At 45.0% G+C, this 14,915-nt stretch carries 11 protein-coding genes; 9 read left to right on the top strand and 2 right to left on the bottom strand.

Annotation, left to right across the window (positions count from 1 at the left end; all coding sequences use genetic code 11):
• Positions 1-58: 58 nt before the first annotated feature.
• The 9 genes from J7I42_RS00820 (at position 59) to J7I42_RS00780 (ending at position 12,230) form a co-directional block, all read left to right on the top strand.
• Complete coding sequence (locus J7I42_RS00820; protein ID WP_209136870.1) at positions 59-1,702, top strand: glycoside hydrolase family 28 protein; 1,644 nt, start codon at positions 59-61, stop codon at positions 1,700-1,702.
• A gap of 106 nt (positions 1,703-1,808) precedes the next feature.
• The gene (locus J7I42_RS00815; protein WP_236065371.1) at positions 1,809-3,749 is read left to right on the top strand and encodes a glycoside hydrolase family 88 protein; all 1,941 of its coding nucleotides are present in this window, start codon (positions 1,809-1,811) and stop codon (positions 3,747-3,749) included.
• 183 nt (positions 3,750-3,932) lie between these two features.
• Positions 3,933-5,444 (top strand): tagaturonate reductase, encoded by a 1,512-nt coding sequence (locus J7I42_RS00810; RefSeq protein ID WP_209136869.1) that lies wholly within the window; start codon positions 3,933-3,935, stop codon positions 5,442-5,444.
• 2 nt (positions 5,445-5,446) lie between these two features.
• On the top strand, positions 5,447-7,102 hold the full coding sequence (locus tag J7I42_RS00805; protein ID WP_209136868.1) for a UxaA family hydrolase: 1,656 nt from the start codon (positions 5,447-5,449) through the stop codon (positions 7,100-7,102).
• A gap of 56 nt (positions 7,103-7,158) precedes the next feature.
• On the top strand, positions 7,159-8,559 hold the full coding sequence (uxaC, locus tag J7I42_RS00800; RefSeq protein ID WP_209136867.1) for a glucuronate isomerase: 1,401 nt from the start codon (positions 7,159-7,161) through the stop codon (positions 8,557-8,559).
• The gene (locus J7I42_RS00795) at positions 8,559-9,569 is read left to right on the top strand and encodes a sugar kinase (protein WP_209136866.1); all 1,011 of its coding nucleotides are present in this window, start codon (positions 8,559-8,561) and stop codon (positions 9,567-9,569) included. The genes uxaC and J7I42_RS00795 overlap by 1 nt, the downstream gene beginning before the upstream one ends.
• Positions 9,570-9,612: 43 nt before the next feature.
• Positions 9,613-10,269: a bifunctional 4-hydroxy-2-oxoglutarate aldolase/2-dehydro-3-deoxy-phosphogluconate aldolase gene (locus J7I42_RS00790; RefSeq protein WP_209136865.1), complete on the top strand. Its 657-nt coding sequence runs from the start codon at positions 9,613-9,615 to the stop codon at positions 10,267-10,269.
• A 64-nt stretch (positions 10,270-10,333) separates the two neighbouring features.
• Complete coding sequence (locus tag J7I42_RS00785) at positions 10,334-11,674, top strand: MFS transporter (RefSeq protein ID WP_209136864.1); 1,341 nt, start codon at positions 10,334-10,336, stop codon at positions 11,672-11,674.
• Positions 11,675-11,954: 280 nt separating this feature from the next.
• Positions 11,955-12,230: a zinc ribbon domain-containing protein gene (locus J7I42_RS00780; protein WP_209136863.1), complete on the top strand. Its 276-nt coding sequence runs from the start codon at positions 11,955-11,957 to the stop codon at positions 12,228-12,230.
• A 360-nt stretch (positions 12,231-12,590) separates the two neighbouring features.
• Here the strand turns inward: J7I42_RS00780 and J7I42_RS00775 are convergent, their stop codons facing one another.
• Positions 12,591-14,069, bottom strand: coding sequence for an MFS transporter (locus tag J7I42_RS00775; protein ID WP_236065419.1), 1,479 nt, complete (start codon positions 14,067-14,069; stop codon positions 12,591-12,593).
• Between the two features lie 199 nt (positions 14,070-14,268).
• Positions 14,269-14,820 carry a YciE/YciF ferroxidase family protein gene (locus J7I42_RS00770; RefSeq protein WP_209136861.1) on the bottom strand — a complete coding sequence of 184 codons (552 nt, stop codon included), beginning with the start codon at positions 14,818-14,820 and terminating at the stop codon, positions 14,269-14,271.
• Positions 14,821-14,915 lie beyond the last annotated feature (95 nt).

The raw sequence follows: 14,915 nt of genomic DNA, 5'->3' as shown, positions 1-14,915 counted from the left end.
GGTTCCTCGGGGCTCAATACCTTTGCATTTTAAAATTTATTGAAGTAAACATCGTGTAATGAACAATTGGTTTAAAGCAGCAGCAGTACTTGGTTTAATGGTTTGTTCATCCGGTTTATCGGCCCAACAATTACCGGTCATCCAGCAAACCAGTTTCAAAAAAGATTCTTCTTATATTACCAAATTTGGAGCCATTGCCGATGGTCAAACGTTAAATACGCAGGCCATTAATGCTGCTATTGATGCCTGTAATAAAAAAGGCGGTGGCGTTGTCGTTATCCCAGCCGGTCTTTGGCTTACCGGTCCCGTCGTATTAAAAAGCAATGTAAACCTGCACCTGAAAAAAGGAGCGCTGTTACAATTCACAAAAGATTTTAACCAGTACCAACTGGTAGAAGGCAACTGGGAAGGCATCCCTCAAATGCGTAACCAGAGCCCCGTATCGGCTACCAATGCCACCAATATTGCCATTACCGGTTTCGGTGTTATCGACGGCGGCGGCGAAGCCTGGCGCCAGGTAAGAAAAGAAAAGCTCACCGAAAGCCAATGGAAAAAATGGATCTCAGCAGGTGGTGTGGTAAGTGCAGATGGCAACTCCTGGTACCCCTCTGAACAGTGGTTACAAGCTACTAAAATGAAGAACGCCGGTGAAATAACCCCAGACAAATCACCAGAATTCTATAAAAGCATAAAAGATTATCTGCGTCCCAACCTGATAGTGATCACCAAATGTAAAAAGGTATTACTGGAAGGCGTAACTTTTCAAAACTCCGCCGCCTGGTGTTTGCACCCGCTCATGAGTGAAGACCTCACCGTAAAAAATGTTACCGTAAAGAACCCCTGGTTTGCACAAAATGGCGATGGCATTGATGTAGAAAGCTGTAACCGGGTATTGATCGAAAACAGTTCATTTGATGTAGGCGACGATGGCCTTTGTATGAAGAGTGGTCGTGATGAAGCCGGCAGAAAAAGAGGCATGCCCACCGAGAATGTAATTATCCGCGATTGCAAAGTATATCATGCACACGGCGGTTTTGTAATTGGCAGCGAAATGAGCGGCGGTGCCCGTAATATCTGGGTCAATAACTGTACGTTCATTGGTACTGATATCGGCCTGCGTTTTAAAACAACCCGCGGCCGGGGTGGTATTGTTGAAAATATCTACATCAACGATATCACTATGATCGATATTCCTGGCGAGGCCATCCTGTTCGATATGTACTATATGTCGGTTGATCCCGTAGCCCTGGCAGGTGAAAAACGCGAACTGCCCAAAGTAGAAACATTGCCGGTAACAGACGCAACTCCCCAGTTCAAGAACTTTGTAGTAAAGAATGTGGTTTGCAATGGCGCGGCCAAAGGCATCTTTATCCGTGGCATTCCTGAAATGCATGTGAAAAATGTTCACCTCGAAAACATGAAACTGCAGGCTGATAAAGGCATAGATTGCCAGGAAGCTTCGGGTATTACCTTTAAGAATATCTCGATCCTGAGCAAGGAAACCAATCCGGTGGTAGACATCATTAACAGCGACCACCTCACTTTTGATAAACTGACCTATTCCAAAAATTCTGAATTGTTGTTCCGCGTAGCGGGCGACAGAACCAGGAATATCAACATTCAGAACACCGATGCCTCAAAGGCCAGGGAGAAAATTCAATTTGAATTCGGAGCATCTGAGCAAAATGTAAGTACAAAATAAATACCCTTACAGGTTACCTGTTATCCCGATCAGCGGGATTTCACAAAGGGCTTGCAACCTGTAACCTAAAACTTGCAACTTGGAACTTGGAACAAAAAAAACAACCATGAAGATTTCTCACGCATTGATTGTCATAGGTACGGCATGCTCTTTAACAGCTTCCGCCCAGCAGGGGACAGCTGTTACCGGAGTAACTACTTCAGGAAAACAGAACTGGTCACAGGGAATGGCAGCTTCGGTAATGGGGTGGTGGAATGATTCCCTGGCGCAAAAACCCGCCCATTGGAGCTATGATATGGGTGTTGTATTAAAAGGTATGGAAGCACTGTGGAAAGCGACCGGCGACGCTACCTATTTTAAATACATCCAAAAAAGCATGGATGTCTGGGTGAATGAAGATGGTACTGTCAGAGGCTACGATCCCACTGAATTTAATATCGATAACGTAAATGATGGCAAACTGCTGCTGACCTTATACCGGGCAACTGAAAAGGTGAAATATAAAAAAGCTGCCGATCTATTACGCAGCCAGTTACAAAACCACCCCCGTACAAAAGAAGGCAGCTTCTGGCATAAAAAAGTTTACCCCTGGCAGGTATGGCTCGATGGTTTGTATATGGGCCAGCCCTTTTATGCTGAATATGCCATGTTGTTTGGAGAAGACACCGCATTTAATGATATCACCCGCCAGTTTGCAGCCATAGAGCGGCATACCCGCGACTCCAGGACCGGTCTGTTGTACCATGGCTGGGACGAGTCGAAAGAACAAAAATGGGCCAACAAACAAACCGGTAACTCCCCTCATTTCTGGGGCCGTGCACTGGGCTGGTATGGAATGGCCCTGGTTGATGCACTGGATTATTTCCCGGCCAATCACCCCGGCCGCGATACCCTCATTGGTATTTTGAACCGCTTTACAAAAGCCGTTACCAAAGTACAGGATGCCAAAACCGGTCTTTGGTACGATGTGGTGGATATGCCCACTACCCCCAAAAACTACCTGGAAGCTTCTGCCTCCAGCATGCTGGTGTACACCATAGCAAAAGGTATTCGTAAAGGGTACCTGCCTGCAAACTATTGGTCAAACGCCAAAAGAGGTTATGAGGGCATTTTAAAAGCCTTTGTTGATAAAAACGCCAAGGGCGAGGTGCAGTTAAAAGGCACGGTAAAAGTATCGGGTTTGGGTGGCAACCCTTATCGCGATGGCAGCTTTGAATACTATATGAGCGAACCCGTTATCGTGAACGACTGGAAAGGAATAGGCGCCTATTTACTGGCTGGTGCCGAAATGGAAAACCTGCCTGCCGACATGCCGGGTAAAGGAAAAACGGTAACAGTAGACTATTACTTCAACCACGAAGACAAAAAAGAACTGAATGGGTTTAAATACCCCACCCATTATACCTGGAACGAGATGAGCAACAACGGTTTCAGCTTGCTGGGCGATATCTTCAGCAGCTACGGCGCCAAACTCAGTACGCTGGAAGCTGCGCCTACAGCCGCCAACCTGGCCAAAACCGATGTATACATCATTTGCGATCCGGATGGGTTGAAAGACAATAAGAACCCCAATTATGTGAATGAAGAGCATGTGAAGGCGCTCACCGCCTGGGTACAAAAAGGGGGCGTGCTGGTCTTAATGGCCAATGACAGCGCCAATTGCGACCTGGCCCATTTCAACAAACTCGCCAACGCATTCGGCATAAACTTCAGCACCCGGGGCCGCAACTTTGTACAGGGCAACCAGTACGAAACAGGGGCAGTGCCCATTCCCGCTGGTAACGAAGTGTTCAAACAAACCAAAAAGGTGTACCTGAAGGAAATAAGCATCCTGGAAACAAAGGCCCCCGCCAAACCATTGGTTAAAGTTGATAATGATATAGTGATGGCCACTGCCAAATTAGGCAAGGGAACTGTATTCGCCGTAGGCGATCCCTGGCTGTACAATGAGTATACTGATGGCCGAAAAATACCCGCAGAATACGAAAATGCCAAGGCTGCTTATGAATTGGCCAAATGGCTGTTACTGCAGGGAGTAAAGAAATAATACATTACCGGCTGGTTGTCATCATACTGAAAGGGACAAAATGGGCCGGTACAAGGAAAGTGCAGGATAGAATTTAGAAGAAATCTGTGCATTTTTATGGATGGTCGAATTACCGCCGCGCCCAAACAGTGGGGCGGTCCATTAAACAACAAATAAAGAATTACAAAATTTAAAGCGTAGAGTATGATCCTTTCGAGGTACAACCTGAAAAATATCAGTGCGCAGGATATAGAAGCACCTGCAGATTCAGTTTTTGATCTTCCTGAAAAAGTATTGCAGTTTGGAACTGGCGTATTATTGCGCGGGTTGCCTGATTATTTCATTGACAAAGCCAACCGCCAGGGCGTTTTCAACGGCCGGGTAGTAGTGGTGAAATCAACTGACAGCGATTCTTCTGCATTTGATAAACAGGATGGATTATATACTCTATGCGTGCGCGGTTTGGAAGGTGGTAAAAAAGTTGAAGAGAACATCATCAATTCTTCCATCAGCCGGGTGCTGAGTGCAAAGGACGAGTGGAGCGAGATCCTGCAATGCGCTCACAACCCCAACATGCAGATCATTATTTCCAATACTACCGAGGTAGGTATTCAACTGGTACAGGACGATATCCATCGCCTGCCGCCCGTTAGCTTCCCCGGTAAACTGCTGGCGTTTTTGTTAGAGCGCTACAAAGCATTCGACGGCAGCCGCCAGAGCGGAATGGTGATCGTTCCAACAGAACTGATCCCCGATAATGGTAAAAAGCTGGAGTCCATTGTACTGGAACTGGCCCATTTGAATGGTCTTGATGATACCTTCATCCAATGGCTCGAGAACTGCAATTATTTCTGCAGTTCCCTGGTTGACCGCATTGTACCCGGTAAACCTGATAACGCCACCCGCGAGAACCTGGAAAAACAGTTTGGTTATAAAGACGAACTGCTCACCATGAGCGAAGTATACCGCCTGTGGGCTATCGAAGGCGGAGAACATATAAAATCAGTATTGACCTTTGCATCTGTTGATGAAGGCGTGGTAATTGCCCCCGATATCAACCTTTTCAGAGAACTGAAATTACGTATGTTGAATGGTACGCATACATTATCGTGCGGACTGGCCTACCTGGCTGGTTTTGGAACCGTGAAACAGGCGATGGACGATGCAGCGATGCAAACATTTATCAGCCGTTTGATGTTAAATGAAATAGCTACCGGCATTCCTTATGATGTAGAACAGGGCGTTTCCCAAACGTTTGGAAGTAAAGTACTCGATCGCTTCGCCAATCCGAATATTGAACACCACTGGATCAACATTACCATGCAATACACTTCAAAAATGAAGATGCGTAATGTGCCCGTGATCCTGAAATATGCAGAACGGGTAAAAGCAGTGCCTGAGAATATTGCTCTGGGATTTGCCGCTTATCTGTTATTTTTGAAGCCCGTAAATAAGAAACAGGACAAATATTACGGCGAATGGCAGGGTAAAGAATATCATATTCAGGATGATTTTGCCCCTTATTTCTTCGAAAAATGGAGCAAATTGAAACCTGCCCAACTGGCCGATGAAGTACTGGCCGACACCTCACTGTGGGGATCCGACCTGAGCGCCATCCCTGGCTTTGCCCAGGCTGTAAAAGACAACATGGCCGCATTACTGGAAAACGGCGTAGCTAAAACAATTCAACATCAGACCCAAAAAGTATTGGCATAAATATGAAGAAAAAGGTCTTAAAAGTACATGCAGATGATAACGTGGTAGTAGCACTTACCAATTTATCGAAAGGTGAAACCGTATCGTTAGATGGAAAGGAATATACCATAACAGATGACATCGCTGCGAAACACAAGTTCGTAGCTGCCGATCTGCAGGCAGGCGACTCCATCATCATGTATGGCGTATTGGTGGGAAAAGCCCAGTCGCCCATTAAAAAAGGCGGGCTTATTTCTACTGCCAATGTAAAACACGCAGCAAACGACTTTGAAATAAGCGCCCAGCGCAATACAGACTGGAAAAAACCAGATGTATCGAAATTTGCCGGCCGCACCTTTATGGGCTATCATCGCCCCAATGGTGAAGTGGGTACCGCAAACTTCTGGCTGGTTATTCCCATGGTATTTTGCGAGAACCGTAACCTCGACGTATTACAGGAATCGCTGGTACGCGACCTGGGTTATGGCCGTAACAAAAAATACAAATACCAGGCGCAACAACTCATTGACCTGTATAAAACCGGAAAAAGCGTTGAAGACATTCTGAACGCCGATATCCGCACCAGCGCCAGCGAAGACAACGCCCAGCGTTTATTCCCTAACGTAGATGGGATCAAATTCCTGAACCACGAAGGTGGTTGTGGTGGTACCCGGCAGGATGCACAGGCTTTGTGCGGTTTGCTGGCTGGTTACATCACGCATCCCAACTGTGCAGGTGCTACCGTACTGAGCCTGGGTTGCCAGAATGCGCAGGTATCTATCCTGGAAGAAGAGATCAAAAAACGGGATGCTAATTTCAGCAAACCCTTATATATACTGGAGCAACAAAAGATCGGGTTAGAATCTGATCTGCTGGCTGCTGCCATCAAACATACTTTCGCAGGGCTTATCGTTGCTAACCAAACCAAACGCGAACCCGCTCCATTAAGCAAATTGTGTATTGGGCTCGAGTGTGGCGGTAGCGATGGATTCTCTGGTATCTCTGCCAACCCCGCCATCGGTTATACTTCTGACCTGCTGGTAGGACTGGGTGGTTCAGTAATTTTATCTGAATTCCCTGAGCTGTGCGGTGTAGAGCAAGGCCTGAGCGATCGTTGCGTACAGGTTGACATCGCCACAAGGTTCTCAAGCCTGATGAAAACCTATAATGCAAGAGCTGTTGCAGTAGGCAGTGGCTTTGATATGAACCCTTCACCCGGTAACATCAAAGACGGTTTGATCACCGATGCAATTAAATCAGCCGGTGCTGCTAAAAAGGGTGGTACTTCCCCCGTAACCGATGTACTGGATTACCCCGAAAAAGTAAGCAAGCCAGGTTTGAACCTGCTGTGTACACCCGGTAATGATGTGGAATCAACCACCGCCGAAGTGGCCAGTGGCGCCAATATCGTATTGTTCACTACCGGTTTGGGAACTCCTACCGGTAACCCAATAGCCCCCGTGGTTAAATTATCGAGCAATACCGTGTTGTATAATAAAATGCGGGACATCATCGATATCAATACGGGTACTATCATTGAGGGTGAAGAAACCATTGAACAGGCTGGTGAGCGTATTCTGGATTATGTGATAAAAGTGGCCAGCGGTGAACTGGAGATCAGCGCGGTTCGGCATGGTCAGGATGACTTCATCCCCTGGAAGAGAGGAGTATCATTATAATATTATTATAAACAAGGCTCTCGACATGTCGGGAGCCTTTCATTTACCAGACACCAATGAAAAAGTTTGTTGACGAGCACTTTTTATTGCAAACACCCACTGCGCAAAAGCTATATCACGAGTTTGCCAAGCAAATGCCCATTATAGATTATCATTGCCATTTACCTCCCGATCAAATTGCCAATGATACCCAATTCCAGAATTTAACCCAGGTATGGCTGTATGGCGACCACTACAAATGGCGCGCTATGCGTACTGCCGGTGTTAATGAAGACTATGTTACTGGTGGTAAAAGCGACTTCGAGAAGTTTGAAAAATGGGCCGCTACCGTTCCTTATACTTTACGCAACCCATTATACCACTGGACGCACCTGGAACTGCAACGCTACTTTGGCGTTGCCGATATCCTGGATGCAAAAAGCGCTAAAAAGATCTACGACGAGTGTACCGCCAAACTGCAAACAAAAGAATATTCCGTTCGTGGTTTGCTGAAAAAGATGAATGTGAAAGTGGTATGTACTACCGACGATCCCATCGATAACCTCGAGTATCATAAAAAGATCAAGGCCGATAATTTTGAAGTAAAAGTGTTACCCGCATTCCGTCCCGATAAGGCCATGAATGTGGATGATGCCGCTACTTTTAACGCATACGTAGGTAAGGTAGAAGCTGCTGCAAATACATCAGTTGGCAGCTATGCCGATTATCTGAAAGCATTAAAGAAACAACACGACTTCTTCGCTACCATGGGTTGCTCAGTAAGCGACCATGGCCTGGAGCAGATCTATGCGGAAGATTATACTGAAACTGAGATCAAAAATGCCTTCGATAAAATAAGAAGCGGTAAGGAACTCTCTTTAGAAGAGAACCTGAAATTCAAATCAGCTATGCTGGTTGAGTTTGCCCGTTGGGATTGGGAAAAAGGCTGGGTGCAACAATACCACCTGGGTGCACTGCGTAACAACAACAGCCGCATGTTAAGACAACTCGGTCCCGATACAGGTTGGGATTCGATCGGCGACTTTTCACAAGCGCGTCAGTTGTCTAAATTCCTGAACAGACTCGATACCGATAACCAACTGGCAAAAACCATTCTTTACAACCTGAACCCTGCCGACAATGAACTGATGGCTACCATGATCGGTAACTTCCAGGATGGCAGTGTTGCCGGAAAGATCCAGTTTGGTTCTGGCTGGTGGTTCCTCGATCAAAAAGATGGCATGACCAAACAGATCAATGCCCTCTCCAATATGGGACTGCTGAGCAAGTTTGTAGGAATGTTAACCGATTCAAGAAGCTTCCTGTCATTCCCCCGCCACGAATACTTCCGCCGTTTGTTGTGTAACATGTTCGGTGACGATGTGGAGAATGGCGAATTACCTGCCGATATCGACTGGATAGGCCAGGTGATCCAAGACATTTGTTTTAACAACGCTAAAAACTATTTCAACTGGTAATGGGCAACGTGTTAAGCTTTGGCGAATTACTGTTGAGGTTGTCGCCTGATACTGAAGGTCAATGGTTGGCAAATGCATCAATGCCCATACACGTAGGTGGGGCTGAATTGAATGTAGCCCGTGCCCTGGCCCTTTGGAAAATACCGGTGAAATACATGACCGGTTTACCCGATAATTATTTATCACATCAGATAGTAAAGTCCCTGCAGCAAAGTAATATCGATACTTCGGCCATTCAATATGGCGGACATCGTATTGGTACCTACTACCTGCCACAGGGATTGGATGTAAAGAATGCCGGTGTTATTTACGACCGTGCCGATTCTTCCTTTGCGCGTTTGCAAAAAGGCACTATCAACTGGGACGCAATACTCGAAGGGGTGAGCTGGTTCCATGTAAGTGCTATTTGTCCGGCATTAAATGCCGATGCAGCCGATGTATGTGAAGAAGTGATGCAGGTATGTAATAAAAAAGGCATTATAGTTTCTATCGATCTGAATTACCGCGCCAAATTATGGCAATACGGTGTACCGGTGCATGAAGTAATGATGCGGCTGGCCCCTTACTGCGACCTGATCATGGGTAACGTATGGGCTGCTGAAAAAATGCTGCAGATCCCGGTCCACCCCGACCTGGTTACAACCGATACAAAAGAAATGTATCTGGAACAGGCGCTGGTAACTTCACAACAGATCATAAAGCAATACCCACGCTGTAAAGCTGTGGCCAATACCTTCCGCTTCGATCATAATGGTATTTTATATTATACTACTTTATACACCGGTTCGCAATTGCACGTTTCATCGGTTTATACCACCGAAACAGTGGTTGATAAAGTAGGTAGCGGTGATTGTTACATGGCTGGCTTGATCTATGGCTTTTACAAAGAACATAAAGCCCAGGATATTGTGGAGTTTGCAACAGCCGCCGCATTCCAGAAATTGTTCATTAAAGGCGACGCTACCAATAAATCGGTAGAGGACATAAACGCATCTATTAAAAAAGCATGATGAAACGTAAGTTCCATCTGGCCCCGAAAAATAATAAGAACAGATGAATCAACAGGACATAATAAGTCAGATCACGCAACAGAAAATGTTGCCGCTGTACTTTAATAAGAATAAGGAAGTTAGCATTGAGGTGTTAAAAGCATTGTATGCAGCCGGAATCAAAGCCGTTGAGTATACCAATCGTGGTGCAGAAGCTATTGCCAACTTTAAAGAGATGCGCAAGGTGGTGAATGATACCATGCCTGGCATGCTGTTGGGCATTGGTACGGTAAAAACAACCGCCGATGCAGAATTATTCATAAGTGCCGGCGCCGATTTTATTATCAGTCCTGTAGTATATCCGCCGGTAGCCAAAGTGGTGCAGGATGCCGGTTTATTATGGATCCCCGGTTGTTTAACCCCTACAGAGATCTTCACAGCTGAAATGAACGGTGCTAAAATGGTGAAGATATTTCCGGGCAGTGTGGTAGGACCCTCTTATATTTCAGCTATTAAGGAATTATTCCCCGGCATTTTATTCATGCCTACCGGTGGTGTTGATACCACTGAAAAAAGCATAAAGGAATGGTTCGACAATGGCGTATGTGCAGTAGGGATGGGCAGCAAGCTGATCAGCAAAAGTGTTCTGGAAAACAAAGAATACGATAAACTGACAAAGCAGACGAAAGAAGTACTGGAGATACTAAACAACATCAAATAATAATTGAATGGCCGTGCCACGTTCCTGGAATGTGGTACGTCTTTCTATCCTAAAAGGACCTGACATGCAAGCTATAGCGAAAGAAACAAAGGAAACCGGACCCGGCATCCAACAATCCATTGGAAAATACCGGTGGACCATTTGTGGTTTGGTGTTCTTTGCCACCACCATTAACTACCTCGACCGGTCTGTAATCAGTTTTTTGAAAGAAACCTTTACCAAAGAACTGCATTGGAACGATGCCGACTATGCCAATGTGGAGATCGCGTTTAAAGTAGCCTACGCAATTGGTTTGTTAATTGCAGGCCGCGTGGTCGATAAACTGGGTACCAAAATTGGTTATGCCGTAGCTACTACTTTATGGAGTGCAGCGGCAATAGCACACGCAGCAGTGAATACGGTGTTTGGCTTTGGCGTTGCCCGTTCATTTTTGGGCGTGTTTGAAGCTGGTAACTTTCCTGCGGCTATTAAAACAGTGGCCGAATGGTTCCCGAAAAAGGAGCGTGCATTGGCCACAGGGATCTTTAACTCGGGAGCAAATATCGGTGCCATTCTTGCACCAGCTTCGGTGCCATGGATAGCTGCAAACTGGGGTTGGGAAGCCGCTTTTATTATTACCGGGGGCTTAGGCTTAATTTGGCTGGTACTTTGGTTGATATTTTATGAAGTGCCAAAAAAACAAAAGAAATGCTCTCAGGCCGAATACGATTATATCCATAGCGATAAAGACGAAACCCCTGCATTAGAGCAGGTAAAACCAAGCGTGTCCTGGTTCAAGTTGCTCACTTTCAAACAAACCTGGGCTTTTGCAATTGGTAAATTATTGACCGATCCCATCTGGTGGTTTTATCTCTTCTGGTTACCCGATTTCCTGACCAGCCAATATGGATTGTCAGGCACACAACTTTCTTTACCTGTTGCGCTTGTTTATACCATCTCTACCTTTGGTAGTGTTGGTGGAGGCTGGTTACCAATGAAATTAATTGGTAATGGCTGGGCCGCATTTAAAGCAAGAAAAACATCGATGTTGATCTATGCATTCTTTGTGATCCCGATCTTCTTTGCTCAGTTGGCCGGTAATGTGAACATGTGGCTGGCAGTGGTGGTTATCGGTATTGCAGCTTCTGCCCACCAGGCATGGAGCGCTAATATCTTCACTACCGTGAGTGATATGTTCCCTAAGCACGCTACGGCTTCTGTAACAGGAATAGGTGGTATGTTTGGTGCTTTAGGCGGTATTTTGTTCTCAGCTGCCGTACAAAAGAATTTATTTGTACACTACCGCGAGATCGGAAAGATTGAAATAGCTTATTATATCATGTTTGCCGTGTGTAGTACTGTTTACCTGCTGGCCTGGGTCATCATGCACTTCCTGGTGCCAAAGATGAAACGTGTAGAATTATAAGATTTCATTTTAAGATAAAAAGAACGGGGAAGAAACCAGTAACAATGGTTCTTCCCCGTTTTGCTTTTAAATGTTTTTCGTCTTTAGATCATATTAAAACTTTTTCCAGCGAATTTTGAGCAGACAATAAAAATATGCGTATAAATGCCGCAATCGGGGCAATTTTTGACTCACTCGATTATAATATTCTAAAAAACTGGAAACAATTGCATTTTACTGTTCATCCTTCGCCAGAATTTTGTAAATTAGAAATAATCATTCATCCAATAAATCGACTGTTATGGAAAGAGCCTACAAATGCTGTCAATCCTGCGGTACGCCTATGAAACGGGATGCTGGTGGCACTCATGCAGACGGAACCAGAAGCACGATGTATTGCAGCCACTGCCTTCAGGACGGGAAATTTACGGTGAGCAACATTACAGTTGATGATATGAGGGAACGGGTAAAAGGTAAATTAAAAGAAGTTGGTTTTCCTGGTTTCCTGACCGGCTTTTATACCCGTAACATACACAAACTGGAGCGCTGGAAATCACATCCCCTTGCTGTTGAATAATTTACCTGCAGCAGGTCGTCTTTATGAACTTTGATCTTAGCAATTCTTTACCCAATTACATTATCGTGTGCTGTTCCTGAGTGAACAGCCTGTTACCAACATGTGCAGTTTCTGACATCAGAACTGTTAGCCTGTTACGTGTGTAGTTCAATGGCAAAAGCTATTGGCTATTAAGTAAATGCTGTGTGTTTACCTATTAAAACAGACTTAAATAGGCTTACAACCCGCACTAAACCCGCACTGGACCCGCACTGAACTAGTGGTGATCAGTGCGAACCCACTCGCATATCGGCTAGTTGATTTGCCTATATAGGTTATACCCATACACCGGTCACAATGGGGATGGACCTGGTAAGCAGATCAGCTATCCTTTTGCTTTTCTTTATATCCTTTGAATTGAATAAGATCGTCGAATTCAAGTGAGAGCCCTTTTTTCAGCACGATAGCAGTTCTAAGGTAGAACCAGCGGCGTAACAAAGGCATGTGATGCCAGTTGCGGACCTGTTTTTTAAAGTTGTGTTGTAGCTCGGCCACCAGTAACTTTTTATCGAGCTCGCCATTTTCCTGAACTGGCTTTAGCAGCTTCAGCGACAATAAACCAACGGCGGCGCCACTCATAAATAACAGGTTCCATTGACCACGGCCGAATAAATGAATTACAAAATGGCTGGTAAAAAAGTCGGCCAGTAAACCACCCGCCAGGGGAGCAGTGGCAGAAAAAACGGCGGTAACAATATTTTTAGTAACCAGGTATACAATACCCTCATCGGCAGGCGCCAGCTTTAAACCAATGTTTTGAAGGGCCAGTGTAATACCGGCATTGGAAGCGCCCATCAACATGTGCATGATAGCCAGTAACGGCAGTAGTACTACCGTGTTCATGGCCCCAACCACCGACCAAAGCATAATACAGCCAATGTAAACCGGTGCACAAATGCGAATGATGGTCTTGTTGCTAAAGCGGTCTGAACACCTTCCCCATAATTTTATAGAAGTGATGCTACTTACCTGGCTCACAACGTTCATACTTATAACATATACCAGTGGTAAGCCCAGGGTCTTCATCATGTATACCGAGAGGAAAGGGGTAACCAGGTTAAAGGCAAAGATCCAACAGCTGTTAAAGACCAGCAGCTTTCTGAAGTTGTGTACAGTAAGCGGTTTGCTGAACAGCTTTACAATATTATCATGAATAGGTTTTGATTTAGGTTCGGGCGTACGCGCCAGGGCATACACCCCCCACATTCCGGCAATGCCGCTGATAATGAACATACCAGCATAAGCGGTGATCTCATGCGTAGGATGGTCCGCCTTGATATAGTCAACGCCCAGGGCAATGAGCAGACTTAAGGTAACATTCAGCATCTGCATCAGGCGGCTGCGATGGGAAAAATAGCTGCCCAGTATCTGTTGTGGAATAAGATCGCGCATCCAGGAGTTCCAACTGCCGCCGGCAATGGAAGCAAACAGACATTGGAATGATAATAAGAAGATAAGCGCTGATACGCTGGCAATGTTCGAAAATAATAAAGGTATAATACCAATTACCAGTAATGGAACGCGTGCACAAATGGCGGCGGTAACTGTAATGGCGCGCCGGTTATTGAAACGCTGTACCAGCCAAACGGAGATCAGTTGAAAAATATTGGTAAAAGTGGGCAAAGCGGCCAGCACCCCAATCTGTACATTCGAAGCGCCCATGTATAATGCAATGGCAACCAGAAATGTACCTGCTGTTAATGTATTCATGGTCTCTGTAGCAAGACCATCCTTTAATATCAAATGCAACCCGGACTTTACCTGGTTGTTGGTTAATTGATCAGATGGTAAAAGTTTCATCACACGGCCTCTTATTGATACAATATTAACGCACTACAAAGAAACGCATTATATCTGTGGATATTATTACTGGAAGGCATTTAGTATGACGTAAATCTATTATTTATAATTTCTTTATGAATGTGGGGAATATCAAAAAAGGCATCCCGAAAATATCGGAATGCCTTCGTATAATTGCCGACGACTGATTTGTTAATGTTTAACTGTCAAATTTTTCGGTGCTTGCTTTCACATTGGCATCCTCTTCAGCAATTTTTGTAAGTAAGCTATCACATACCTTTTCTTCAGCCAGTGTTTGATCAAGTAACTCGGCTACGTCATCATGTCCCATAGTACGGGCTAACGTAACCAAACCACCGTAAGTAGCTATTTCATAGTGTTCCGCTTTCTGTGCTGCAAAAATTAAACCCACGTCACGTTGTGCACTGCCGTCATCAGTTTCATCAATTATATCGGCACCTTCATCAACAATACCCGCCATAGCCGGGCACTTTAATGCTTTGGGTTCTTCACCTAACAGGCGAAAAATATTTTCGAGGCGTGTTACGTGGTTAATAGTTTGTTCAAGGTGATCGTTAAAAGCTTGTTTTAACCGCATTGAAGTAGCGGCATCAGATAGCTTGGGCAAGGTTTTTACCAGCTTCTTCTCTGCCCAGTATACATCCTGTAATTGTTGAATAAAAAACTGATGGAGTTTGGAGTCGGGCATAACCGAAGAGCGATTTGTTCCTGTGTTAGTTTGAATTGCCATAGAAAGTATTTTAGGTATAACAATGTAAAAAGGTTGGGTAAAATTTTTCTTTTTAACAGTGCTTGCCCTTATAAATCTGCAATTCTTATACCTCT

The sequence above is a fragment of the Niastella soli genome (assembly GCF_017742245.1).
Lineage (GTDB): Bacteria > Bacteroidota > Bacteroidia > Chitinophagales > Chitinophagaceae > Niastella > Niastella soli.
The sequence above is the reverse complement of the archived record's forward strand: the minus strand, read 5'-3'. Positions and strand labels throughout refer to the sequence as shown.

Excerpts from the sequence above, each read along its gene's own strand:
- J7I42_RS00820 (WP_209136870.1), top strand. The coding sequence starts at position 59 with ATGAACAATTGGTTTAAAGCAGCAGCAGTACTTGGTTTAATGGTTTGT.
- J7I42_RS00815 (WP_236065371.1), top strand. The coding sequence starts at position 1,809 with ATGAAGATTTCTCACGCATTGATTGTCATAGGTACGGCATGCTCTTTA.
- J7I42_RS00810 (WP_209136869.1), top strand. The coding sequence starts at position 3,933 with ATGATCCTTTCGAGGTACAACCTGAAAAATATCAGTGCGCAGGATATA.
- J7I42_RS00805 (WP_209136868.1), top strand. The coding sequence starts at position 5,447 with ATGAAGAAAAAGGTCTTAAAAGTACATGCAGATGATAACGTGGTAGTA.
- uxaC (WP_209136867.1), top strand. The coding sequence starts at position 7,159 with ATGAAAAAGTTTGTTGACGAGCACTTTTTATTGCAAACACCCACTGCG.
- J7I42_RS00795 (WP_209136866.1), top strand. The coding sequence starts at position 8,559 with ATGGGCAACGTGTTAAGCTTTGGCGAATTACTGTTGAGGTTGTCGCCT.
- J7I42_RS00790 (WP_209136865.1), top strand. The coding sequence starts at position 9,613 with ATGAATCAACAGGACATAATAAGTCAGATCACGCAACAGAAAATGTTG.
- J7I42_RS00785 (WP_209136864.1), top strand. The coding sequence starts at position 10,334 with ATGCAAGCTATAGCGAAAGAAACAAAGGAAACCGGACCCGGCATCCAA.
- J7I42_RS00780 (WP_209136863.1), top strand. The coding sequence starts at position 11,955 with ATGGAAAGAGCCTACAAATGCTGTCAATCCTGCGGTACGCCTATGAAA.
- J7I42_RS00775 (WP_236065419.1), bottom strand. The coding sequence starts at position 14,069 with ATGAAACTTTTACCATCTGATCAATTAACCAACAACCAGGTAAAGTCC.
- J7I42_RS00770 (WP_209136861.1), bottom strand. The coding sequence starts at position 14,820 with ATGGCAATTCAAACTAACACAGGAACAAATCGCTCTTCGGTTATGCCC.